This is a genomic window from Sphingobacterium sp. NGMCC 1.201703 (assembly GCF_047784615.1).
Taxonomy (GTDB): domain Bacteria; phylum Bacteroidota; class Bacteroidia; order Sphingobacteriales; family Sphingobacteriaceae; genus Sphingobacterium.
The window spans coordinates 172,834-198,336 of the sequence record NZ_JBLOHD010000011.1 but is presented as its reverse complement, the minus strand read 5'-3'; the positions used below and the strand labels follow the sequence as shown (position 1 = coordinate 198,336).

General features: G+C 41.5%; 21 protein-coding genes and 1 tRNA gene. 10 read left to right on the top strand and 12 right to left on the bottom strand.

What is annotated here, in order from left to right; all coding sequences use genetic code 11:
• Window positions 1-55: 55 nt before the first annotated feature.
• The 6 genes from ACK8HY_RS21045 to ACK8HY_RS21020 form a co-directional block, all read right to left on the bottom strand.
• Entirely contained in the window at window positions 56-1,870 is a 1,815-nt protein-coding gene (locus ACK8HY_RS21045) for a glycoside hydrolase family 15 protein (protein WP_077434087.1), read from the bottom strand.
• A complete protein-coding gene (locus ACK8HY_RS21040; protein WP_416134716.1) occupies window positions 1,867-4,053 on the bottom strand; it encodes a bifunctional alpha,alpha-trehalose-phosphate synthase (UDP-forming)/trehalose-phosphatase in 2,187 nt (728 codons plus the stop codon). The genes ACK8HY_RS21045 and ACK8HY_RS21040 overlap by 4 nt, the downstream gene beginning before the upstream one ends.
• A gap of 267 nt (window positions 4,054-4,320) precedes the next feature.
• On the bottom strand, window positions 4,321-4,962 hold the full coding sequence (locus ACK8HY_RS21035) for a hypothetical protein (protein WP_416134715.1): 642 nt from the start codon (window positions 4,960-4,962) through the stop codon (window positions 4,321-4,323).
• Window positions 4,963-5,469 (bottom strand): S-ribosylhomocysteine lyase, encoded by a 507-nt coding sequence (locus tag ACK8HY_RS21030; RefSeq protein ID WP_416134714.1) that lies wholly within the window; start codon window positions 5,467-5,469, stop codon window positions 4,963-4,965.
• 107 nt (window positions 5,470-5,576) lie between these two features.
• On the bottom strand, window positions 5,577-5,867 hold the full coding sequence (locus ACK8HY_RS21025; protein ID WP_416134713.1) for an antibiotic biosynthesis monooxygenase family protein: 291 nt from the start codon (window positions 5,865-5,867) through the stop codon (window positions 5,577-5,579).
• Window positions 5,868-5,929: 62 nt separating this feature from the next.
• Window positions 5,930-6,844, bottom strand: coding sequence for a LysR family transcriptional regulator (locus tag ACK8HY_RS21020; protein WP_416134712.1), 915 nt, complete (start codon window positions 6,842-6,844; stop codon window positions 5,930-5,932).
• A gap of 76 nt (window positions 6,845-6,920) precedes the next feature.
• Here ACK8HY_RS21020 and hutH point away from each other — a divergent pair, with 76 nt between their 5' ends.
• The 4 genes from hutH to hutG are packed head-to-tail and all read left to right on the top strand — an operon-like array spanning window position 6,921 to window position 12,752.
• Window positions 6,921-8,483: a histidine ammonia-lyase gene (gene hutH / locus ACK8HY_RS21015; RefSeq protein WP_416134711.1), complete on the top strand. Its 1,563-nt coding sequence runs from the start codon at window positions 6,921-6,923 to the stop codon at window positions 8,481-8,483.
• Between the two features lie 11 nt (window positions 8,484-8,494).
• Window positions 8,495-9,748: an imidazolonepropionase gene (hutI, locus tag ACK8HY_RS21010; RefSeq protein WP_416134710.1), complete on the top strand. Its 1,254-nt coding sequence runs from the start codon at window positions 8,495-8,497 to the stop codon at window positions 9,746-9,748.
• On the top strand, window positions 9,745-11,766 hold the full coding sequence (locus ACK8HY_RS21005; RefSeq protein WP_416134709.1) for a urocanate hydratase: 2,022 nt from the start codon (window positions 9,745-9,747) through the stop codon (window positions 11,764-11,766). The genes hutI and ACK8HY_RS21005 overlap by 4 nt, the downstream gene beginning before the upstream one ends.
• Window positions 11,763-12,752: a formimidoylglutamase gene (hutG, locus tag ACK8HY_RS21000; protein WP_416134708.1), complete on the top strand. Its 990-nt coding sequence runs from the start codon at window positions 11,763-11,765 to the stop codon at window positions 12,750-12,752. The genes ACK8HY_RS21005 and hutG overlap by 4 nt, the downstream gene beginning before the upstream one ends.
• Window positions 12,753-12,863: 111 nt before the next feature.
• Here hutG and ACK8HY_RS20995 read toward each other — a convergent pair whose 3' ends face one another.
• A complete protein-coding gene (locus tag ACK8HY_RS20995; protein WP_077434066.1) occupies window positions 12,864-13,145 on the bottom strand; it encodes a GNAT family N-acetyltransferase in 282 nt (93 codons plus the stop codon).
• Between the two features lie 223 nt (window positions 13,146-13,368).
• Here ACK8HY_RS20995 and ACK8HY_RS20990 point away from each other — a divergent pair, with 223 nt between their 5' ends.
• On the top strand, window positions 13,369-14,820 hold the full coding sequence (locus tag ACK8HY_RS20990) for an exonuclease domain-containing protein (protein ID WP_416134707.1): 1,452 nt from the start codon (window positions 13,369-13,371) through the stop codon (window positions 14,818-14,820).
• Window positions 14,821-15,933: 1,113 nt separating this feature from the next.
• Here ACK8HY_RS20990 and ACK8HY_RS20985 read toward each other — a convergent pair.
• Window positions 15,934-16,638 (bottom strand): TIGR00730 family Rossman fold protein, encoded by a 705-nt coding sequence (locus ACK8HY_RS20985; protein WP_175992021.1) that lies wholly within the window; start codon window positions 16,636-16,638, stop codon window positions 15,934-15,936.
• A gap of 117 nt (window positions 16,639-16,755) precedes the next feature.
• On the opposite strand from ACK8HY_RS20985, the gene recR reads away from it, so the two are divergent.
• Window positions 16,756-17,370, top strand: a complete 615-nt coding sequence (gene recR, locus ACK8HY_RS20980; protein ID WP_077434060.1) for a recombination mediator RecR — start codon at window positions 16,756-16,758, stop codon at window positions 17,368-17,370.
• Here the strand turns inward: recR and ACK8HY_RS20975 are convergent.
• The 3 genes from ACK8HY_RS20975 to ACK8HY_RS20965 form a co-directional block, all read right to left on the bottom strand.
• The gene (locus tag ACK8HY_RS20975; protein WP_416134706.1) at window positions 17,358-18,542 is read right to left on the bottom strand and encodes an oxygenase MpaB family protein; all 1,185 of its coding nucleotides are present in this window, start codon (window positions 18,540-18,542) and stop codon (window positions 17,358-17,360) included. The two genes, recR and ACK8HY_RS20975, sit on opposite strands and share 13 nt — an antisense overlap.
• A 63-nt stretch (window positions 18,543-18,605) precedes the next feature.
• Entirely contained in the window at window positions 18,606-18,968 is a 363-nt protein-coding gene (locus ACK8HY_RS20970) for a hypothetical protein (RefSeq protein WP_416134705.1), read from the bottom strand.
• Between the two features lie 3 nt (window positions 18,969-18,971).
• Window positions 18,972-19,592 carry a hypothetical protein gene (locus ACK8HY_RS20965; RefSeq protein WP_416134704.1) on the bottom strand — a complete coding sequence of 207 codons (621 nt, stop codon included), beginning with the start codon at window positions 19,590-19,592 and terminating at the stop codon, window positions 18,972-18,974.
• Between the two features lie 187 nt (window positions 19,593-19,779).
• Here ACK8HY_RS20965 and ACK8HY_RS20960 point away from each other — a divergent pair, with 187 nt between their 5' ends.
• Window positions 19,780-21,033: an amidohydrolase gene (locus ACK8HY_RS20960; RefSeq protein ID WP_416134703.1), complete on the top strand. Its 1,254-nt coding sequence runs from the start codon at window positions 19,780-19,782 to the stop codon at window positions 21,031-21,033.
• Window positions 21,034-21,238: 205 nt separating this feature from the next.
• On the opposite strand, the gene ACK8HY_RS20955 is transcribed toward ACK8HY_RS20960, so the two are convergent.
• Window positions 21,239-21,835, bottom strand: coding sequence for a hypothetical protein (locus ACK8HY_RS20955; protein WP_416134702.1), 597 nt, complete (start codon window positions 21,833-21,835; stop codon window positions 21,239-21,241).
• 526 nt (window positions 21,836-22,361) lie between these two features.
• Here ACK8HY_RS20955 and ACK8HY_RS20950 point away from each other — a divergent pair.
• The 3 genes from ACK8HY_RS20950 (at window position 22,362) to ACK8HY_RS20940 (ending at window position 25,457) form a co-directional block, all read left to right on the top strand.
• Window positions 22,362-22,424: transfer RNA gene (locus tag ACK8HY_RS20950), tRNA-Thr, on the top strand.
• Between the two features lie 400 nt (window positions 22,425-22,824).
• The gene (locus ACK8HY_RS20945) at window positions 22,825-23,922 is read left to right on the top strand and encodes a slipin family protein (protein WP_416134701.1); all 1,098 of its coding nucleotides are present in this window, start codon (window positions 22,825-22,827) and stop codon (window positions 23,920-23,922) included.
• A 113-nt stretch (window positions 23,923-24,035) separates the two neighbouring features.
• Entirely contained in the window at window positions 24,036-25,457 is a 1,422-nt protein-coding gene (locus ACK8HY_RS20940; RefSeq protein ID WP_416134700.1) for an RtcB family protein, read from the top strand.
• Window positions 25,458-25,503: the final 46 nt, after the last annotated feature.

The following is a 25,503-nucleotide window of genomic DNA, read 5'->3' as shown; positions in this document are numbered from 1 at the left end:
CTTACATATAATAAAGAGAATGCGGTCAGTATTATTTGACCGCATTTTTTGTGCGTTATAATGAAAAGATGGGTTTGTCCAATTTAATGGCGAGGCGATATACAGCGTTCATCAATCCTACGTGGCTATAGGCCTGTGGAAAATTGCCCCATTGGCTACCATTATCTTCTGTAACATCCTCACTGAATAAGCCCAGATGGTTACTGTAAGTTAACAGCTTTTCCAGTATTTCTTTTGCTTCTTCAACTCTTCCAACGCAGGCCAAAGCTTCTACATACCAGAATGCACAGACCAAAAAGGTAGATTTGGGTTTGCCAAAATCATCTTGGTGCTTGTACCGATAAAACAGTCCATTTTCACCTTTAAGTTCTTTTTCAAGCATTTGAAGATGCTGTCGGGCCCGGTCTGATTTAGGATCTAGGTAATCCATGACAATCAGCTGTAGCGTGCTTGCATCCAAATTCTGACTGTCCAATGCATTTTGATAAACTTTTCTTTCTTCGTCGTAACAGGCTTCGATATAGGCGGCGGCCTTTTCGAGCAGGACAGTGGCCCGCTGTTCCATATCCTGATAACCATTTTGGCGGGCGATAAGCAGGGCTGCCTTGCAGCCAACCCATTGGAAAAGGTTGGAATAACAGTGGTGGTTGGCAAAATTTCGAAATTCCCAAATTCCGGCATCTTTCTCGTCGATCGTTGCTTCTATTTTCTCCAGGATAAAGTTTACCCAACCCAGTACATTTTTGTTCTCGTGGATTTTGAAACGTTGATCTGTAAACAGTGGGAGTAAGGCTATCATTGCCTGTCCATATACATCGTTTTGGATATGTTCGAATGCTTGATTGCCGATGCGAACGGGGCCGCTATCCTGATATCCTTTTAGATAGGGTAGAATATGCTCTGTTAATTCGGAGGTCCCCAGTATGCCATATAGGGGCTGAAGTCGGCCGGGATTGTGATGTGTAATACCGGCGATATAATTAGCAAAACTTTCCATTTCTTCAAACTGGCCAATATGTGCTAACGCGGTCAACACATAATAGCTGTCACGTACCCAGCAGTAGCGATAATCCCAATTTCTTCCTGAGTCCGGAAATTCGGGCAAGCTTGTGGTCGATGCAGCAATAATAGCTCCGGTATCTTCATATTGGTGTAGTTTGAGTACCAGGGCCGAACGAATCACTTCTTTTTGGTATATATTGGGGATACTGCATCGCTTAATCCAGCGTTGCCAGTAGCTTAGTGTTTTATGCAGGAAATCTTCACAAGTGCTTGCAATTGCGGATTCAAAAGCGGCGTCATAAGTCAATATAAGATATTTATTCTCGCTGATGATCGTCCAGCTGTCCTGTTGGAAAAAATGGGATATCGGCACATCTGTCGTTAGGCGGATGCGTTCACCGATATCAGCACTGCTATAGAGAATATGGTTGCTTCCCCGTGTAGCTTTTAGCATATTGCGGCCATAATTTCCGGTTGGTTGACATTGAATATTGACACTAGGGGCACCGCGTAGCGGTTCTATTTTCCGGATCAACATCAGCGGTTTGAAATATCGTCCAAATTGTTCGAACCGGGGTGCGAAATCTGTAATGCGATAGGCAAAAGATTCCGTATGGATTTCTGTACAGAGGATATTTGAGTTTTTGATGTAATATTGTTTCGTTTCCACAATTTCCTCTTCCGGTTTTATGGCAAAGCGGCCCCCTTGGTTTTTATCGATTAGGCCCCCAAAAACAAAACTATCCTCAAAGGAGGGCCAACACAACCAGGAGATATTGCTGTGGATGTCTACATGGGCTATATAGGAGCAGTTACCAATGATCCCTGCTTGATATATATGTCTGTTTGTTGCCGTATTTTCCTTCATGATTTTATAATAAGTTGATTTAAAAATTGAAGCACATCTTCCTGTTGATCCAAATAGTATTTTGCAGCGGATTTATTGCTGCCAACCTTGATGCTTATGGTTGAGCGGGGCAGGTATTTGAAAAGATCTTCATCGGTGACATCATCACCGATAGCCAATAAGAAATCGGCCTTAATATGTCCCGCGATCTCTAGCGCAGCTTTCCCTTTATTGACTTCGGTATTTTTTACTTCAATAACGGCATTTCCATCAAGGAGCTGTAATCCATAGTCATTCAACATGGGATTTAAAATTTCCTTCAGTTCTGCCGCTTTGAGTTCTCCAAGTCCCTGTTCCACTTTACGGTAATGCCAGGCCAAGGAATATGGTTTAGCCTCTATATAAGCACCGGGTGTCTGATCAGCCAACTTTTCCATGAGCTTTTTGACTTCGGGCATCCAGTGTAGGGCTAAGCCCTTTTTATAAGCCCAGTTAAAATTGGGGAAATTAGACCAGATCCCATGTTCAGCGACCAAATAGTAGGAGCGTCCATCAAACCAAGAGGACAGACTTTCCTGCGAGCGCCCGCTGATGATAACTAGGGTATTGAGCGGATCAGCTATAATACTATCCAGGAGATTGTACAAAAGAACGGTTGGGCTAGCCTTTTGCGCATGATTTTGAAATTTGACCAGGGTGCCATCATAATCCAAAAAGAATAACCTGTTGTGGCTTTGTCTGTAACGTTCAGCTATACTGTTAAAAACCTTATCCGAAATCCGTCGGGCCCATTCATCACGTTGTATGGCTTTCGTTTCTGCCATACGGTTTAAAAAGAGACGAACCCAGTGTTGTACATTAAATTTCTGTATAATCTGGCGATTCGCTTCCGTACGCTCGCGAATTTCATCTGGTGGCATTCTAAGCGCGTAATGGATACTCTCCGCAGTTTCCGCTCGGTTGTAGGGATTGACAATAAGTGCATCTACAAGTTCCTTCGAAGCACCGGCAAATTCACTCAGGATCAATACGCCATCAGAGCTGGTCTTGGAGGCAATATATTCCTTGCTAACAAGATTCATTCCATCCCTTGTAGAAGTAATCATGCAAATATCGGATGCAACATAGAGTCCTACGAGTTCTTCAAACGGAAGGGATTTATAAAAATAGAGTACGGGAGTCCAGCTCAGATTACCATAAATTGAATTGATCTCGCTTACTTTTCGGTTGATTTCATCTTTCAGTTTTTTATATTGGGACACCTTATCCCTGGAAGGAACAATAAGCATATACAGTACTACTTTTGAATGCCATTCCGGATATTTTTCAAGGAAGGTGAGAAAAGCGCGCAGTCTTTCCAATATGCCCTTGCTATAGTCGAGCCGATCTACAGATATTATTATTTTTTGATCTGGAAAATGACTGCGAAATTGGGTAGCGATGGCGTTAACCTGGGGGAGGGAACTGGTGTGGGCAAACTTGTCGTAGTCTATTCCCATCGGAAAGGATTCGACAAATATATGTCTATCTCTGTATTTGAGCTGATTATGACCGCAAGGTACGTGTAATACTTTCTTACAGGCGTTAAGAAAATTCTGACTATCTGCAAAGGTGTGAAATCCAACAAGATCAGCTCCCAGTAAACCTTCGATAAGCTCCTTCCGTTGGGGAATATTCATGAATAGCTCCTCTGACGGAAAGGGGATATGATGAAAATAGCCAATATTGAGTTCCTGATTTTCTTGACGTAATAATTGTGGTAGCAACATGAGCTGATAATCTTGTACCCAAATAAAATCGGGAGATTGTTGTGCTGATAGCGCGGCATCACAGAATTTTTTATTGACAGTAACATAAGTTGACCAGTATTCCCGATCAAAGTGGATATAGCTGGGTTGATAATGGCATATTGGCCAGAGGACTTCATTCGAGTACCCTTCATAGAAGTTGCGGATTTCCTCTTTTGATAAAAAGACGGGGAGTAGGTTCATCGGTTCAAGCAATGCGATGATTTTCTCCTTTTCACGGTCATCTTTAGGGACGATTCCCGGCCAGCCAACCCAGAGGATTTCAGTTGGGTCAAAGGCTGAATTTAAGCCCGTCGCCAAACCACCAGCGCTCGGTTTGATGATAAGTTTTTCTTTTTTTCGTTCTATTTGTATCGGCAGTCTATTTGAAATTATTATTTTCTTTTTATTCTTCATAAAAATATTAGATCGATTTATTTGCAGTGTAGAAGAGTTATAATGAATATAACGATGGGTGCATATCTACATAATTGAACAAACCCTGGCGCAAAATCGTTTTGATTAATTCAAATAAAACCTATAGATGATTTTTTATTAAACTTAAATAGAAAATTTAGTGGAAGGCTGGGTACTGTTTATATTTAGATGTAAGTGGAGGATAGCTCTTACAAAAAAAAGCCTGTAGCTTACGCCACAGGCCCTTTTATAAGGTATCCAATCTTCTTAAAGACTGGGGATGTCTATTTTTTCTTTGACCAGTCGGTCACTCATAAACTCATCGAGGATCGTCCCTAATCGTCCGGAAATTTCACCAAGGATACTTTCCCAATCTTTTACTGTACCATCACAGTTATCTGAAACGATCTTAATACTGTGAAAAGGTAAATTTTTTAGCATGCAGAAATTTGCCAGCGCATAGGATTCCATATCAAAGGCCAATGGGTTCAGGTGTTTGATATCTTGATAGAAGGCCGTATTGACATTGATAAAACGATCAGAAGTCAGGAGTGCTTCCTCGTAGTTAAATTCGTCAAGAGAAACCGATTCGATTGTTCCTTGCCCTTTTAGGAAAAGTGTATTTTCTAAAAAGAATCCATCTGTATAAGCATCACCCTGTGCATAGTAGTTCGGATACAATACATGCCCGATTGGATGTCTTGTGCATCCTATTGTACCGACATTCAGTAGCACAGGGTTGATGCCCAGTGCTTTGATGTCTTCATAGAGCATTGCCAGTGACAATACTGCGTTTACTTTTCCAACACCTATTTCATAGATGAAGGTTGATTTATTTTCGGTAGTAAAAGATAATTCATTTTTATTTGCTACCAGAATGATTGTTTCAATCTCTTTGTTAAGAATCATTTAATTTTCTTCAATATAAGGGTATTCGAAAGCGAGCTCTCCAGCATTGATCAAATGCAAGAAATTGACACAGGCTTGTTTAGATGAAGGGAAATCCATGAACGTATAGTTACCACAGCTGATCGGGTTTTGGAAAGGAACTTCATAGCCTTCGGTCAAGATTGTTTCCAGGACTTCTTTCATCAATTCAGAAACAGCCTGAGGGCTTCTGTCTGTACCAGCTAAAACCACATAAAACCCGGTGCAGCATCCCATTGGACCAACATAGATAACTTCATCGCCCAAAATTGTTCGAATTTCTGTCGCAAAACAATGCTCCAAGGTGTGCATTATCTCCGGAGATAACATGCGTTCCGGCGAATTCGGTCTGATCATGCGGATATCGTAAGTCGTATAGCTTTCAATTGCACTACTGTTGGTATTGGAAGCTTTGGCATATATCCCTTGTTTCAATTTGGTATGGTCTACCGTGAAACTGTTTACTTTAGCTTTTTCTTTTGTATACATCGTATTCTGTATATAGCCATAAAGTCCGAGACTTTACAGGGGTTAAAAGTTGAATTTATAATTCCTACAAAGGTAGTAGATATTATTGAAAAAGATGGATGAAAAAACTATTTTAACACTTCATAATGTTCCACTGTCGGGAAGGGGTCATAATAGTGATGTAATAATTTTTCCCATTCCTTAAACAATTGAGATTCTCTGAAGCCTACTGTATGGTCCTCTAAAGTTTCCCATTCAACCAATAGAATATACTGATTATCCTTTTCAAGGCATTTGCGGAGTGAATGTGTGATGTATCCCTCGCTAGCGCTAATGTACTGGCAAGCAGTCTTATAATCACGTTCGAAATTAGACTGTTGTCCCTCGATAATTTGTAGTACGGCTACTTCTAAAATCATAATTTGTTTTTTTAAATGTATAGTCAAGTAAATATATCAAATATTTCTACGATAAAAAAGGTCTACGTTTCCGTAGTGAGGCCTTTCGGGCCCTGAGAAGCAATAATATCCAAAACGAAGGGTATCCCTGGGTTACGGTTTTCGGCATTCCATACCAACGATAAAGTGGTTCGCTGTGCCAAGCTATCCAGTTCAAGAAAACGCACATCAACCTGATAACCATTTTTTAAAGATGCCGGTACAATGGCGACCCCGAGTCCCTGTGCCACCATATTAAATATGGTTAATGCATTTACTGTACGGAGCGTAACTTTTGGTGTAAATTGATGATCCTGAAAAATACTCATGACCAAATCATAATAGGAATGACTGTAATTTTTGGAAAACAGAATAAAAGATTCGTTCTTCAATTGATATAGATCAGGTTTCTCCTGTTCTAACATGGGATGATTGTTTGGCAGTACCAGACTGAAATGTTCCGTATGGATAGGAAGGCTATGCAATCCTATCGGTGTTGCGGTAAGACGCACAAAACCAAAGTCAAGTTCCTTTTTTTGAATGAGGTCCAATTGTGTTTCATTGGCAAGTTCGTGTAGTGATAGTTCGATGTCGGGTTGCTTTTGTTTGAGGGTGACCAACAACTGAGGTAATATTGTTTGTACTGCCGAGCCTATAAAGCCCAACTTTAAGGTGCTGATCTTCCCATTGGCCAAACTCTGGAGTTGGGTTTCAATCTGATCCATATGCCTAAACAGTTCTTTAACCTCGTCAAATAGATAAGCTCCGGCTTCCGTCAAAGAGACATTTCTTTTATTACGTTCAAATAGCGTTACCTGGTAGTTTTCTTCCAGCTGCTTGATCTGTCTGCTCAGTCCCGGTTGGGCTATGAACAGCCGTTCAGCAGCTTTTCTGAAATGGAGCTCTTCGGCTAATACTTTAAAATAAAGAAGATGTCTAAGTTCTATTTGATAATTCATGGTTATCAATTGATGATAAAAATGGTATTTCTGATTATTAAATATAGCGGCTAAATTTGATAAAAGCTTTATAATAATGGAAAAATTTTTATATGGCAGTGGACACTTAACAAGTTCCATTGCCTTGGCAATAGCAAAAGGGGAAGTCAAAGGAGAGATCTCGGCACAGGTGAAGGCCGATATCGATCGGAGTGCAGCCTATGTACGTCAGATTGTCGAACGCGGACAGGTGGTTTACGGTATCAATACGGGGTTTGGGCCGCTTTGCACGACACTGATCGATGCGGATCAGACGCAGGTATTGCAGGAAAACATCCTGAAGAGCCATGCTGTTGGGATGGGTGAGCCCATCGCAAATGATTTGGCCAAACTCATGCTTATATTAAAAGTACACGCCCTAGCCAAAGGGTTCTCAGGTGTTCAGTACAGTACATTAGAACGTATTATATGGCACATCGAAGAGGATATTATTCCCGTTGTACCCAAACAGGGCTCAGTTGGTGCGTCAGGAGATCTGGCACCATTGTCCCATCTTTTCCTGCCTCTGATCGGGCTTGGAAAAGTGAATGTCAAGGGCGAGATTTATGCGACGGAGACTATTTTAGCGCAACATGGCCTCAAGCCTATTCAGTTAGGCGCTAAGGAGGGTTTAGCCTTGATCAATGGGACGCAATTTATGGCGGCTCATGGTGTGAAAGCTGTTAGCGAGTTCAAAAGAGTACTTCAAAATGCAGATATTATTGCCGCATTGATGATCGAGGGACTGAATGGATCCATTAAACCTTTCTTTTCCGAATTACATCAACTGCGTCCACATGCTGGCAATCGCTATGTTGCTTCAAATATCCATTCCTTACTTTATGGGTCAGCTATTTTAGAAAGTCATAAAGATTGTTCGCGTGTTCAAGATCCGTATTCTTTACGTTGTATCCCACAGGTGCATGGTGCTTCACGTAATGCATGGCTTCACTTAAAGGACACGATCGAGGTTGAAATCAACTCGGTAACAGATAATCCTGTTGTTATAAACGATGAATTAACGATCAGTGGTGGTAGTTTCCATGGACAGTCTATTGCTTTACCTTTGGATTATGCCACACTTGCTGTATCGGAAATAGGTAATATATCAGATCGGAGGGTGTATTTATCCCTGGAGGGGCAAACCAATGGCGTGCCTAAGTTGTTGATGAAATCGACAGGGCTTAATTCTGGTTTTATGATTCTTCAATATAGCACAGCTGCTATTGCAAGTGAGAATAAGGGTTTGTGTTTTCCAGCAAGTGCGGATAGTATCCCAACATCACTGGGACAAGAAGATCATGTGAGTATGGGATCTATATCGGGTAGGAAGCTGCTTCAGGTCATAGATAACGTGGATAAAATACTAAGTATTGAATTGTTATGCGCAGCACAGGCGAAGGATTATCATCACCCGCTGCGGTCTACTCCGGCATTGGAAGCGGTTCATGAACGCATCCGGCAGTTTATTCCACATATTGAATCCGATCAGCCAATGGAAGCTTTGTTAACGAATGCATTGGAATTGGTCAAATCGGGCGAACTGATTACCCTACGTCAGCAGACTAATCCGAAGCAAGATGTTGAAGCCGCGCTGGTAGAACGTTTTGATACATTTTAGATTGGCATATCATGGAAAAAGAGTTAAAACTTATAGGTCCTTTCAGGCAATTATTGACAATGGATCATATTTCATTGAAAGGTGCTATAAAGGATGCCGAATTACAGATTATAGATCATGCTGGCATTTTGATTGAAGGCGAAATCATTCAAGAAATAGGTGATTTTGACCTTTTATGTCAACAATGGCAGGAAAGAGGTACCATCATCCATCTTGAAGGTGATCAGGTTGCTTTACCAGGCTTCGTGGATTGCCATACCCACATTAGCTATGCAGGGCAGCGGGCAAATGATTTTGCGCTTCGTAACGCAGGCTCTTCCTATCTGGAAATTGCGGAATCCGGTGGTGGAATTTGGAGTACAGTATCCCACACAAGGGCCAGTACAGAAGATGAATTGGTTCAACTCACCATCGATCGCGCTAATTTTCTATTGCGTCAAGGTATTACAACCATCGAAGTTAAAAGTGGTTATGGTCTTCAAGTTGAAGAAGAACTTAAGATTTTACGCGCTATTAAGAGGGCAAATAACCAGACTGCTGCGGATTTAATACCGACTTGTCTAGCAGCACATATGCTGCCTAGGGACTATAAGGGGTCGGCAAAAGATTACCTTGATCTGATGGAGGCAACGCTCTTCCCCGAATTGAAGGCGCAACAGCTGGCTAACCGCGTGGATGCTTTTATTGAGAAAACAGCATTTGACGCCCAAACAATCAGACCGTATTTGCAACGGGCCAAAGAAATGGGCTTCGATGTGACGGTCCATGCGGATCAGTTCAGTACCTCCGGAAGTCAAGTCGCAGTGGAATTAGGCGCACGATCAGCCGATCATCTTGAAGCATCCACAGCATTAGAAATTGAACTTTTGGCGCATTCAGATACCGTTGCAGTGGCATTGCCTGCGGCGTCTATCGGTATTGGCTGTGCATTCACACCAGCACGTAAACTGTTGGACGCTGGTGCAAGTTTAGCAATCGCAAGTGACTGGAATCCGGGTTCTGCACCGATCGGCCAATTGCTGACCAGTGCCTGTATATTGGCAACAATGGAAAAGCTCAGCAACGCGGAGGTTTTGTCAGCATTGACCTTCCGGGCAGCACATGCCCTGAATCTGCATGATCGGGGCAAGCTGGTTAAGGGAATGCGAGCAGATTTTAGTTTATTTCAGACCGATAATTATCAAAATATCACTTATTATCAAGGAAGTATGCAGCCTTCGGCTGTCTGGAAAAATGGTAGAGAAGTGATTTCAATTGAACGATGATGGACAATGTATTTAGTCGTGTAGTGGCCGAAGGAATTCCTTCGCAGCTGCCCCCAAAGATAGCGCGTGATCTGACTGTAAGTCATGCACCGCGACGCAAAGATATTCTTTCGAAAAAAGAGGAAAAGCTTGCGCTCAGAAATGCCCTGCGTTATTTTCCAAAATCATGGCATGCGGAATTAGCGCCAGAGTTTTTGGACGAATTAAGAGCGTATGGGAGGATCTATATGTATCGTTTTAGACCAACTTATGAAATGTACGCCCGTCCGATAGCAGCCTACCCGGCAAAAAGTAAACAAGCAGCAGCCATTATGCTGATGATTCAGAATAACTTGGATCCTGCTGTTGCCCAACATCCCCATGAGCTGATTACTTATGGTGGTAATGGTGCTGTATTTCAAAATTGGGCACAATACCGCCTGACGATGCACTATCTTTCCCGGATGACAGATGAACAGACCTTGCATATGTACAGTGGTCATCCAATGGGCTTATTTCCGTCTTCGGAACATGCGCCCCGGGTTGTTGTCAGTAATGGTATGATGATTCCGAATTATTCGAAACCCGATGATTGGGAGCGGTACAATGCGCTGGGTGTCACCCAATATGGGCAGATGACTGCAGGTTCCTATATGTACATTGGCCCACAAGGTATTGTGCACGGAACAACAATTACGGTCATGAACGCCTTCCGTCGGCAGCTTCCAGTTGGAGAATCTATCCAAGGAAAAGTGTTTTTGACCTCCGGCCTTGGGGGGATGAGTGGTGCACAGCCGAAAGCAGGCAATATTGCTGGCTGCATTACCGTCTGTGCTGAGGTCAATCCAACAGCCGCGAAAAAAAGACACGAGCAAGGTTGGGTAGATGTATTGGTGGAAGATATTGCCCAATTGGTGGATCAGGTTCGCGTAGCGATGGATAAAAAGCAGTCGATATCTTTTGCTTATATCGGCAATATTGTGGAGGTCTGGGAAGCCTTTGACCGCGAGGATATTTATGTGACTGTCGGATCGGATCAGACTTCGCTCCATAATCCTTGGTCAGGAGGTTATTATCCGATGGGTTTATCGTTTGATGAATCCAATGCGCTGATGGCCGCTGATCCTGTTAAATTTAAACAATTTGTACAGACAACATTGGTCCGTCATGTAGATGCCATTAATAAACACGTTGCCAAAGGGACCTATTTCTTCGATTACGGCAATGCATTTCTGCTGGAAAGTAGCCGCGCTGGGGCAGCAATATTGGACTCGGATGGGGATAAATTCATCTATCCGTCTTATGTTCAGGATATTTTAGGTCCCATGTGCTTTGACTATGGTTTTGGTCCTTTTCGTTGGGTGTGTACTTCGGGAGAACCTTCGGATCTGGAAAAAACAGATCAACTTGCGATGGATGTACTGACATCGCTTCAGGCGATAGCGCCAAAAGAGATCCAACAGCAAATGTTGGACAATATCCAATGGATCAAGGAGGCCGGAAGGAACAAGTTGGTTGTTGGATCGCAAGCCCGTATCCTGTATGCAGATTCTAATGGCCGTATCGCTATTGCCAAAGCATTTAACGAAGCCGTTCGAAATGGAGAACTTGCTGGTCCAGTTGTATTGGGACGAGATCATCACGATGTCAGTGGAACGGATTCCCCTTATCGGGAGACGAGCAATATCTACGACGGAAGTCAGTTTACCGCGGATATGGCGATACATAATGTGATCGGTGATAGTTTTCGGGGTGCAACCTGGGTTTCCATTCACAATGGTGGCGGTGTTGGCTGGGGCGAAGTAATCAATGGTGGTTTCGGAATGTTGCTTGATGGTTCGGTAGCCGCAGATGGTAAACTGGAGAAAATGTTGTACTTTGATGTGAATAATGGTATTGCCAGGCGTGCCTGGGCGCGTAACAAAGAGGCAAACCAAGCCTTGGATAGTGCGATGGCAAGTAATCCAACGTTACAGGTTACCCGGGCACAACTTGTGGACGACCATATTATTGATGAATTATTTAATGAAAACGAATGAACCTTTTACTTAACCAGCAGGACTTATATACCCCGGGGGACCAAGCCGTCTGGAAAGGACGGATCGATGGCGAACAAAGGGATTGGATGCGCTGGCATCAATTAATGGAATGTACTGACCTGATGGTCAATCCAGATTTGAGTCAGTCAGTGGTGTTTCTGGGATTTTGCAGTGACGAAGGTGTCGTCCGCAACCAGGGGCGGATAGGCGCGAAGGATGGACCTGGTGCCATAAGAAACGTACTTGCTAATCTTCCGGTTCATTTTTCATCTAAACTTAAACTTAAAGATGCTGGTGATATTTTTCTAAAAGATAGTGATTTAGAATCTTCACAATTAACGCTAGGATATGCCTTGTCCTCTATTCTTAAAGCTGGCGGATTTCCGATCGTTTTGGGTGGTGGACATGAGGTAACTTATGGCCATTATCTCGGAATAAAAGACTATTTACGTGACGGTGGGCATAAGATTGGTATGATCAACCTAGATGCGCATTTGGATATGCGTGCGCTTGCTGGGGGAAAGGGAAATTCAGGAACCGGGTTTTATCAGATCGAAGCGGACCGAAAAGATACGGACCAAGCGTTTCATTATATGGCGATAGGTATACAGGAGATCAGTAATACAAGTGGACTTATCAATTATGCAAAGTCTAAAGGTACACAGATTGTTGAACGCAAAGACCTGGTTCCAAGTAAACTCAATGCTATTAAGGATCAAATTGAAACATTTGCCAGCGAGGTTGATTATATCTACTTAACTGTTGACCTGGATGCTTTCGCGGCTCCGTACGCACCCGGCGTAAGTGCGCTAGCCTTTAATGGCATTGTTCCGGATGATCTATTTTTCGATTTGTACAGCGCTATTATGGGGCTGCCTAATATGAAATCCATGGATATTGCAGAGTTAAATCCATATTTTGATATCGATGCCCGTACAGCAAAACTGGCGGCAGATCTTATCTTTAAATTTGTAAATAGATTTTAGTCAGGTGTATCCGGATTAGCTTCGGTAAAATAATAAGGTTTATCTAAATGATAAAAGCAGGTTGGATTTTTTTCCAGTTAGATTCAACCTGCTTTTATTTTTCCCATCACGCTAAAAAAGCACATCAGCCAACGCTGCTTCTTTGTCAAACACTGACTTTGCAAAGGGGCAGAGGGGGAGGATTTTAAGATTTTCTTTTCGGGCAAATTCGACTGCAGCCATTAGTAGTTGCTTGCCTAATCCCTTGCCCGTATAGTTTTCGTTGACTTCGGTATGGTCAATGATAAATTTTGTTGGTCCAGCCCAGGTGTATGTCATTTGTGCAGCTGATTTTCCTTCGTCTACTGCCTCAAAACTGCCATGTTTTTCGTCGTTTTTATGTACTATTTCCATTGATGATAATTTGATATGTTATATAAAAGTATATCCAAAATAAGCAAAATCTTATCAACATTATTTTTAAACTGCTTATCCTATCAAATATGGCTGAAAATTGACCAAATGATAGTAGGCTGATCTTAGTTATTCTGCGATATAACATTACTTTAAGCTCTTTCGTTAAATAAATGCTAAAATACATAGATATACTAAATATGTTAGTATATTTGTTTTAGGAATGACTATGAATCGGAGCAAAAAACAAGAATTTGCCATTGTGGATATAGAAACCACAGGGGGTAATGCAAAATCCAGTCGGATTACTGAAATCGCAATCGTTATACACGACGGTAATCGCGTGTTGCATCGTTGGGAGACTTTGGTAAATCCAGGCGTTGAAATTCCAAATTCTATTTTTGCGCTTACCGGTATCGATAATGACATGGTTGCGGATGCACCTTTATTCGAGGACGTTGCAGCAGAAATTTATGCATTATTGAAAGATCGGGTTTTTGTTGCACATAACGTCAATTTTGATTATTCCTTCGTTCGCTTTCAGCTTCAGGAGGCTGGAATAGACTGGTCTTCCATTAAATTGTGTACCGTACGCTATGCCCGTAAGATCAAACCAGGGCTTTTATCCTATAGTTTGGGCCGTTTGTGCGATTACCTCGATATACCCATCGAAAATCGGCACCGGGCAGGCGGTGATGCCGACGCAACAGCGATTCTGTTCGCTTATCTTCGTGCGCTTGATACAGCACAGGTGTTTCAGGAAATGATCAAACATAAGGCTATCGATCAGCGGTTTCCGCCGCATCTAGATCGGAAGGAATTCGAGCAATTGCCCGATACTGCCGGTGTTTACTATTTTCATGATAAAGATGGAAAGGTGGTCTATGTGGGGAAGGCGGTCAATATCAAGAAAAGGGTGTTATCCCACTTTACAGGTAACAATATTCAGGCGCAGCGACAAAATTTTTTAAAAGAGATCTATCACATTAGTTATGAGTCCTGTGGCACAGAACTGATGTCCCTGCTACTGGAATGTGCGGAGATTAAACGACTTTGGCCCAAATATAATCGCGCACTAAAACGGTATGAACCAAAATTTGGTTTGTTTTGCTATGAGGATCAAAGCGGGTATCTCCATTTGGCAATAGGTAAAATGAATCGGATCCAAGATTGCATTCAGCTATTTCAACGCGAATACGATGCCATTCAATTATTACAGTCCTTTATGAAAGAAGGAGAGATTAGCGCTCAATTTTGTCATTTTGGCACTGCTAGTTTGGCAGCTAAATCTGTCAGTCGAGCTGATTTGCCTGACAAAGCATTGCATAACACACGTGTCGAGCGTTGTATTGATGAATGGTTGAAACAAAGACCATCTTTTGTATTTGTCGATAAGGGGCGGAGTATAGAAGAAAAGAGCTGTATTGTCATTGAAAATGGCCGATTTTACGGTATGGGATATATTGAGCTATATGGCCAGTATGTAGATTTTGAAGATATCAAAACCCAAGTAAAAGTTTATCCAAGTAATCATTATATGATGGAGCTGGTCAGGCAAATGGCTGAACGCTATCCAAATAAGGTGCATTTTCTGACGCAAAATCCGGCTGGACTTGTCGCGGCTGAAGCTGACATGGATTATGACAAAATTACCACAGAAAAGCTCTTCCAATAATATTAAATATCATAGTTTGTAGTGCCCGAAAGAGGAGATCCGTCATATCAATCTCAGCAATGTGTTAAAAAAATGTGAAATATAAAATCGACACTCTTTTTGGTCTAATAGTTGAAATATTCCTTGTGTAGAATAATAAAAAAAGACTTTTCATAATTTAGGTTAATAATTGGTTAGTTATGACCTGGGGCTCCCAACCTCAGGTCTTCTTTTTTATATGCTAAGACACGTCTGTTTTTGATCTCGTAGATGCAAAGCGCTTCTGATTTAAAATGGAATCCTGTTATTTTTATTAAAAACATACTATTTGTGATTTTATCGTGTAACAGTAATAGTTTGTATATCAATTTATTGTAATTTGTCCCCCTTTTGTCCCCCTTGTTTTTTTCTCTAAAGGGTTAATTTGACTTACTTTAGTACATGCGTACTGTAATGGCGGAATTAGTAAACAAATATGGGGCGTTTTCTAAAAGTAGCTACGGTATATCTTATCCATATCTTTATATATAAAAAGGGCTTAGGCCCTTTTTTTGTGGCATACTGCTGGAGCCCGCTCCTTTGTTCTCCAATAAATCAACCTGCTGTTGCGCTTCATTAGAAGATTTGATGCTACTTTTTTGTACAGCTATCTAGGCTTAATTGTGTCGGGTGTGCTTATCTAGTAGTTAAAATGAATAGAAGTGTCTTTTTTTCTATTTTCTCCGTTTTCAGGAGTTCAATACCTCGTTTAAAGTACTGCTAAAGTACATATTGTTTTGTAACAAAATGGTACTTTATCTGTGCTTTATCTGTACTTAAGAGGTGCTATATCTGTAGGGGGGAAGTGGGACCTCCGTTTAGCCGCATTGAACGAATAGATAAAGTGTACTTTTTTAACTTTTGTATTTAGAATATTTCTTTATGTTTAAGGCTAAAATGCCGCTTACTTATGTTAAACAAACACGAAGTGAAGTAGTCGTATGAATGCACAAAAAAAGTAACAATGTCGGGGCAGCCCTGATTTTCATTAGGATGGAAGGTTGTGGATAGATGGCGAGTGCACGAATACACAAAAAAGAGTATCCAATTGCTTAGATACTCTCTTTTTTTTTGTATTATTTAATGTTATAGCGATTAGAAGTTCGGTTTTAACAGATACTTATCATAGAAACGGAAGATATGATCTGCTGCTTCTTGAGCAGTATCGACAATACGGAAAAGTTTCAGATCTTCTTCACTGATATATTTGTTTGAAAGCATGGTGTCTTGCACCCAGTCTATAAGGCCCTTCCAGTACGCTGAACCAACCAATACAATTGGGAAGCGGGCAATCTTACCTGTTTGAATTAAAGTAATCGCTTCAAAGAGTTCATCCATTGTTCCGAAACCACCAGGCATAACGATATAACCTTGGGAGTATTTCATAAACATTACTTTTCGTACAAAAAAGTATTTGAACTCAAGCAGTTTATCGCGATCAATATATTTGTTGTGAAATTGTTCAAATGGAAGTTCGATATTCAAACCCACGGATTTTCCGCCAGACTCATAAGCACCTTTATTTGCTGCTTCCATAATCCCCGGGCCACCTCCAGATATAATACCGTAGCCACGTTCCGTTAGTAGTGCGGCGATATCTACAGCCATTTGATAATATTTGTGTTCACGTGGTGTGCGTGCCGAGCCAAATATGGATACGCAGGGACCAATTTTAGCCAACTTCTCGAACCCGTCCACAAATTCTGACATGACTTTAAAAATCTGCCATGAATCTTTAACCTTAATTTCCTGCCATGTTTTGTTCTCAAAAGCGCGGATAATTTTATCTTCTTTTGTAATGTCCATATATAACGTTATACATTTAATTTCTAAAACCCATTTTTTTTCAAAAAGGAATACAATATAGCTATTTTTTTAATACTAGCTACTTTTTACGATTATTCTTACATTTGCATTATGAATTTTTCTTCTAAACTTCTTGAGAACGCGGTTGCGGAATTTGGTAAATTACCAGGTGTGGGACAAAAGACAGCATTAAGGCTGGTTTTACATTTATTGAAGCAATCTGATTCCGAGGTGGCGCGTTTTACGGCGTCTATTGACCGTTTGAAAGAAGATATTCAATATTGTCAGGAATGCTTTAATATTTCGGATCAGGCGACCTGCGAAATATGTGGATCATTTAAACGCGAAAAGAGTTTAATCTGTGTAGTGGAAGATACGCGTGATGTGATGGCCATCGAAAATACAAATTCCTATCAAGGTGTGTACCATGTACTGGGAGGACTGATTTCGCCAATGGACGGTATAGGACCCGCTGACCTTAAAATTGAAGGATTGCTTAACCGTATTCAACGTGGTGGTGTTGAGGAGGTTATTTTAGCCCTTTCAGCGACGATGGAAGGGGACACAACCATCTTTTATCTGTACCGAAAATTGCGTGAGTTTAATGTCAAGATTACAACAATCGCGCGTGGTATCGCATTTGGCGGTGAACTGGAATACGTGGATGAGCTCACCTTGGGCCGGTCAATCGCTACCAGGGTGCCGTATGAGCGTCATGTTGGGTAGTTGTATGTCAAATAGATCTGTTTGACTCTCTCGTGGACTTTTCGGCCTTCCCGTATTTGTTGCTGTCGAACCTCATCCTTTAAGATCCGGCTGTTTTCTTTTTTGTTTTTAAGAATGTTGAAGTAGGCGATCTTACCGATGTTCGTCTTTTCCAGTCCCAATAGATTACAGGAGTAATTGCCCAGTAGATAATGGTTATAGTACAAATGTACTTCCCGCATTAATTTTCTGCCAAACTTGTTTCTTGGATAAGCTGCATGTATGGGTTCTTCCATGAGGGCCTGGGCTAATGCAATGCTATCCTGATCTCCTTCTTTTTGGGTCATGGTCCAATAATATAGGGCTTTGATGGCTTCTTCCTCAGTGTCTGGAAGCAGATCCAATGGGATACCCAATAGGCTTCCGATATATTTCCAAAGGTGCATGATTCCATTTATTTCTATTTCTAATAAATTGAATTTCATTTGTTTAAGACCTACCAGATAAACTAATGAAAAACCTAAGTTTGTTGCCAACATATCCCAGGTATTTAAGGGGATACCCCATTTATCAGTTCTCCAATCGCCATGTTTCAATATATTCAAGCGTGCGAAGGAATGGATACATCGTGTCAATAGGATGGCTTCAATGCCCATACCACCTTTTCGTAATGCCTGGTCAGCGGTGATGTCAACCCAAAATGTTACCGTCTCGGTTAAGCGCTTGACTGCGCCTTTTTTAAGTGCTCCGGTAAAAATCAAGGGTTTATTGATCGCGCTGGATTCATAACCACCCATGAGGCAATAATCGCGTAATACAATGAGCCCAGTCAATCCCGAACGCTGACTGAGTGCAATTCCCTGTTGTATCTTTTTCCAATCGAGCCACTGGGGCTCTATTGGAAATGTGTTCATAAAATCCGAAATCAGTTTATCGTAAACGCTGTCGATGGCTTTGCCCTGCAAATAATCCCGAATCAATTGTTGCCCTTTTGCAAAGCCGATTTTCAGGTGTAAATGTTCTACCAGTCGGTCGCAGGCCTCATCGTACTGATATAACAATGGAATATATTGATCCGCATCAGCCAGGTTTGGTTTATTGGGCAACTTATCTAACAACTTAGCACCGATGCCCTTGGTCCAATAATAGGAAAAGGAGCTTGCGTTAATTTTATAGCGCTCGGGGATGTTCATTTTTAAATGGGGCATGTCTAACTCGAAATCAATTGATCTATTATTGATCTTGAATGGCTAATTTTATTGAATTGACCACGTGGTATAACTTCCTGTACCGTAGATTTTTTTATCTTCTTTTATGAAGTTAAAGTCCATGTAGTCTGTCTGACAGGAGGATATATCGCTACAGCAGAATTGTCGGGAAATTTTGAAATGAAGGCGAAAGGAACCCTTTAGTGTAACGGGATCAAAGATAATATTGCTGATACTAAAATCTGTCAGTGTCGGAGCGCCATCTTGATCATCGAGCTGACCAACAACATGATCATCAATCAGTCGCTGCTGTTCGGTGCCTAGTAATTCTGAGAATTGTATTGGATCATTTTTCAAAGATTCAAAGCTGCTGTCTCCTGGTATTGTTAATTGTATGCTGATGCCTGCCATGTCTTAATATACGTTTAATGCCCTCCAGTTGGGGATGTACAAGTTATAGATCGCTTCTGACTCTTTCCTGTTTTTTTTGGAAAATTTACAAAATGCTGCTAAAACAACCAGATTAATCTGTTCTTTATCGAAATCAATCAATCGGGGTGAAAAATAAATTTCATTGCCCTTGATTTTATAATTCCTGGTTGATAGCTTGCCTATACGGATAGCTGAAATAGCGTAGTTATCCAGCTGTTCTTCCCAATAGCTTATCCTTTTGATCAGTTCATTGTACAACAGTTCATGACTCCAGGCTTTCAGCAACTTGAGTGTATTTACAGCCTTTCGTTGATGAACGCAGATACTGCTTGATTTAAGTTCAATAATTGCTGCTGTTGAGGTTTGAAAAACCTTAACCAGGTAGGGTTTTGCAAATAAATAATAGGGGTCTTCCAAGTAGGAATAGGACTGATCATGTCCGGAAGATGCTGGTGGATTGAGCATGATATATTGCTTGAGGGAGGCAACATCATAAAAAGGTGGTGCATACACCCGAAAGGGGGAACAGGTACCTTGGATTTGGATATAATCTTTGTCCCAACTGACTATTTCATAATAATTGTGATCAATTTCAATCTGCATATGAAGGAAGTGGTGTTTTATAAAACAAGTTCAAAGTAACTATATTTTTGTATTAAAAACAGGATTAAGTGAAAATTCATGCCGAGTTCATATTTTATGCCGCAGCCATAATATTTACAAATGTTGTGATAATATCTACAAATCAAAAGGGGCTAAATAGCTTAGCTTTGAAAAAAATGATATTTTCATGAACGAACTCAATCAGCACAACGAACAGTATACTTTAGAAAATGTACGATTGGAAACAGGTTTTCTCTATAGTGAAGGGAAAATTGTTGGAACCGATACAGCACTCTTTACGGTAACAATCGCGGGCGGAAAGATAAGGGAAATTCGGCTGGGTCAGACGACAGTTGGGGCCGGAGGATTCGATGCGAAGGGAAAATTGGCCTTACCCGCCTTTAGGGATATGCACATCCATTTGGATAAAACCCTTTATGGTCTACCCTGGAAAGCTGTATTTCCTAAAAATAGAACCGTGAAGGATATGATTGCCCGCGAGCAGGAAATTATTCCAGAGCTGCTTAAAACCTCGGTGGAACGGGCTGAAAAGCTAATCATGCTGCTACAGGGCTACGGAACTAATTTTGCAAGAACACATTTTAATGTCGACCCAACCTCTGGTACCAAATCATTGGCAAATCTATTGCTGGCATTGGAACATGTGAAAGATTCCTTTGGCGCGGAATTGGTCGCTTTCCCACAACATGGCTTATATTATACGGACTCTGTCGGGCTGATGAAGGAAATTGCCGCTTGGGATAAGGTTGATTTTATTGGCGGTCTAGATCCCTTTAGTATCGACGGAAGTATCGAAAAACCCATGGACTTGACTATTCAGTTAGCTTTGGATAACAAAAAGGGAATCGATATCCATCTGCATGAAGGGGGTGAATCTGGTGTCAAAACGATCCATTATTTAATAGATAAAGTACTTGAGAATCCCGCGCTGCAGGGACGGACATTTATCAGTCATGCTTTTGCATTGGGCTATATGTCTCAAAAAGATCTTCAATATACAGCTGAACGCTTGGCTTCCGCCAAGGTCGGTATTGCGAGTTCAGTACCGTTTCGCAATATGCTAATGCCATTGCCTCAACTGCGGAAAGCAGGAGTGGAGGTACTTACCGGAAATGATAATGTGCAGGATCACTGGGGGACGTTTGGCAGTGGAAATATGTTGCAAAAAGCGAATCTTGCTGCACAGCTCTATGGTTATGAGACGGAATTTGATTTGTCCCGTTGCCTACACTATGCGACAAATGGAAAATTACCTTTGGACGACAGTGGTCAGCCGGTATGGCCAAAGGTAGGAGATGAAGCGAGTTTCCTATTGGTGGATGCAAGCTGTTCTGCAGAAGCTGTATCACGTATCTCAGCTGTCGATGGCCTATTGCATAAAGGGAATATCGTCAAGTGGAGCAATTCGTCTCCAATTTAATCGGCTTACACGCCCCATTTATTGTTTTATTATATGGCCACTTTTTATCCGTTAGTAATAGAAGGTGGCTTTTTTTCGAATTGTCCGGTTTTTGTTGATTCGTTTTTTTTCATTCAGTTATCCATCAGTTTATCACAGTCTGTTTAATGATTAGGCAGAACCATCCGTTGATTATCCTCGCTGTGGTACGGAAGGCACGAAGAGTTTATTGTACAAAGCTTGTCTTGCAATAATCAATTTTATAGTTACTGTTTTCAAGAACCAGCTGAACCTCATTTTGCGTTTTTATATTGTTACCATAATCTATAAATACGCTGTACTTGTCTGTGCTTAGCTTCTTTATTTCGACGGTATTAATGGCCAGGGCATCATCATTACCTCGGCCGAATAACCACATTTCCTGCGTGTAGAGCGGGTAAATTTTTCCCCACTTCGCTTTGTATTGCGCTTCCGCCACCAGTAATTCTGCGTCTGTTAGATTGGAGGGGCCATAGATTTCATTGGCATCTGCTAAGAATTCCATAAAACGTGCCGTGCAGAGGGCTTCTTCCTTGTCCAAATAATAACAATACTTCCCTGATTTATCGTCATCGCAGTGAAAAATTCGCTCCAGCCATACTTTGGCCGGATCAAGATCTGTTGTTGACTTTACCTGATCGCTGGCTTTGGCAGTATCAGCGCTACTTTTTGTTGTTAGGCTGTCGCCAGCGGGCTTTACAGCATTATTTTTAGGATTTGAACCCGTGCAACCTGTAGCGACAAAATAGATAGCCAGTAGAACCAATAATGTTTTTGCTCTCATTTAATAAATTCCAGTTAATTATAACGCTGTAAAAATAGCACTTCTATCAGTTAGCTTTCTCATGGTAATCAGTGATATTTATTGTTATCTCATGATCATTTAGGCAAATCTCTCGTCTAGTCACTGTTAATCTACGCAATATAAATGCGCAATTTGGTCCCTAATTTTTAATGCTAACATTTGTTTTTAAATTTTTATAGCTTATTATCAGTATGTTGTGTTTGTTTTTGTTATTTTATTTGTGTTTTATTTCATTGCGCAAATGGTCTGCACGTTAACAGAGTGATCTTTGTAATGTCAGCAATGATAAACGTTCTTTGATGAAACTAGCAAAATGCTTTTAAGATATGTACTTCTTTTTAGGAGAAGTATAAAAAGACTCTTATTCTTTGATTTGCATCCTAGTCTCCTGTTTCTGTATAGCAGGATAGTATTGTTCCCGATGGGACTCAATATACTGATAAGAAGAGGAGAATGAGAGAAGGTTGCCACCAGGGTTGAAGGTTCGAATCCTTCCCTCGAAAGAGGTAGCTCAAGGGTAGAGCACGGCAGTTCCGTTGTAGGTCGCAGGTTCGACTCCTGCTCCTGAGCAATCAGGATAGTTCAGCTTGGTTAGAACAACAACTCAATCGTGTGGGTTCGAATCCCACTTCCATTTTCGGATGGAATAGCATAAGGGTATTGCACAGAATTTAGGTTCTGGTTTTGAAAGTTATGCCTTCTTTAAAAAGGTTATTAAATAAAGCTTGCTATAGTCTGTCCGGCACTGAAGAGAACTTCGTTTTTCTTCATCGCAGTCGGTGGTGAGCCCGTGATCGGGAACATCTCATACAGAGACGATACAGGAAGAGCGTTGTTATGAATTGCTAAGGCGGCCATTTCGAATGCTTCTACGGTAAAGCTCCGTATGGGCTCTTTTTGATCCCGCTCGGCATCGATGGACAGCTCATAGCAAGTTTTGTCATTGGTAAATAGTATAAACAATAAATATGATGAAAAGAGTACAAGTAAATGTCAATGAGATTGGATTGGTTGTTAAAAATAACCAAGTTATCCGTGTATTGGAAGCCGGTAAGTACTGGTTGGGTTTCGGTGAGAAACTGGAGACATACAATAGGGCAAATTCGTTTCCATCTAACCATAACATTGATGTGCTCTTGCAGGTGGAGGGCTTTCGTGAACTGGTGGATATTGTCGAAGTGGCGGATACGGAAATTGCGTTTGTTTTCTTAAGCAATAATTTTGAAAAGACCTTGGCGGCAGGTAGACATGTGTTCTGGAAAGGGTTGCAAGTGCGCAAATTTCAGCTGGAGGATATTTCGGAGATCGAAATACCAGTTTCTGTCAACCGTCAATTGTTTGAAAAGCAAACGTTGGCTTATTATATCCGTCAATACAAAGTTGAACCAAATGAAAAAGGATTACTTTTTGTTGATGGCGTGTTTACAGAAATTTTGGATCCAGGAACGTATTATTGGTGGAAGAACGCAAAGACCATTGCGGTGTCAAAGGCAGATATGCGTGTGTTAACTTTGGATGTGGTGGGTCAGGAGATTCTATCGCGGGACAAAGCACAAATACGGATCAATTTCACTTTACAATATCAAATCGTTGATATCGTCAAAGCGTTATTGGATAATAAGGAATATGAGAAGCAATTGTATGCTGTGATGCAGTTAAATCTCCGGACCTATATCGGTCAGATGACGCTGGATGAACTGATGGACAAGAAGACAGAGATAAGCACTTATATTTTGCAAAATACGATGGAGTATATTGCTGGATTAGGCTTACGTCTATTAACTTGCGGAGTCAAAGATATTATTCTGCCAGGGGATGTTCGTGATATCATGAACCAGGTGTTGATTGCTGAAAAGCGCGCTCAGGCAAATATTATTATGCGTCGTGAAGAAACTGCTTCTACTAGAAGTTTGCTTAATACGGCAAAACTTATGGAGGAGAATGCGATGCTGTTTAAATTGAAGGAAATGGAGTATGTGGAGAAAATTGCCGAAAGGATCAATAACATCTCTATTTCGGGAAATGGGCAGATTGTAGATCAATTAAAGCAGTTGTTTGTGAAGTAACAATAAAGGGAAGTTAATAAAATTGAGGACAAAAGAGGTGCGGGTAGCAATTGTAAAGAGGTATTGCTACCTGCTTGGGATTGGAAAGATCCCCCTCGTTAAAAAAGATAAAAATGGAAAATAAAAGAATTAATGGCAATGATCTGATTGCTTTAGGATATAAAGAGAACCATACATTGGGTGCTGCGTTGAAAATCAACAGCAAGCGGCATGGTTTTACGCGAGCAGAAATGTTGGCCAAATTTAAATCAGTGCTGGAAAATCCAACAGCGTATACTGAGGATACTATTTTCAGTGTATTGGCGCAGGCCATATTGGGACAGGATGTTGTTGATGCTACATTAATTGCTTTGAATGAAGATCCTGTGGAATATACGATTTATGGCGCGTCCGGAATAGAAGCGGGAGCTAAAGAACAGATGAAAGTAGCCATGAAGCTGCCGGTTACGGTTGCTGGCGCTTTGATGCCGGATGCCCATCAAGGATACGGACTGCCGATTGGTAGTGTATTGGCTACCGATAATGCTGTAATTCCTTACGGAGTAGGCGTTGATATTGGTTGCCGAATGGCTTTGTCCATCTTTGATCTGCCAGCATCCCTATTGGATACAGATACAGCGACATTAAAAGAGACGATTCTGAAACATACGCGATTCGGTGCCGGAAATGGCTATCTGAAGCATGAACGTGTGGATCATGCGGTACTGGACAATAAATTGTTTGCAGAAAATGATCTGCTTAGATCCTTAAAAGACAAGGCATGGACACAGTTAGGTTCTTCCGGCGGGGGGAATCACTTTGTGGAATTTGGGATTGTGGAGTTTGTTGAAAAGGATGAGGTGCTGAACATTGAGAAAGGACTTTACCTGGGTTTGTTGACACATTCGGGATCCCGGGGTCTAGGCGCAACTGTGGCTGCTCACTATACCAAATTGGCGAAAACTTTATGTAAGTTGCCCTATCAAGCTCAAAATCTGGCTTATCTGGATTTAAATACAATGGAAGGACAAGAATATTGGTTGGCAATGAATCTGGCCGGTGATTATGCATCAGCCTGCCATGAGGTTATTCATGACAAGATCAAAGATGCTTTGGGTGCTGAGTTGCTAGCGAAGATTGAAAACCATCATAATTTTGCATGGAAAGAGACCTGGAATGACCGGGAGGTTGTGGTGCACCGAAAAGGGGCTACTCCTGCGGCAAAAGGCGTGATGGGAATTATCCCAGGTTCCATGGCTACTCCTGGATTTCTGGTGCGCGGAAAAGGGGAGATGGCTGCTATCCAATCGGCATCTCATGGTGCAGGACGATTGATGAGCCGTACACAAGCAATCAAGACGCTCGCTGCTACTGAGTTGAAAGATATGCTTGCTGATCGGGGGATTACGCTTTTGGGAGCCGGGATGGATGAAGCACCCATGGCCTACAAAGACATCCATACCGTCATGGCCTCGCAAGAGGAGTTGGTGGACGTCGTCGCAAAGTTCTCACCAAAGATTGTCCGTATGGCTGATGATGGTAGCCGCGAAGATTAGCGATATTTTGAAGCTTCATTGAATCAACTAAAAAAGGATCAAATTC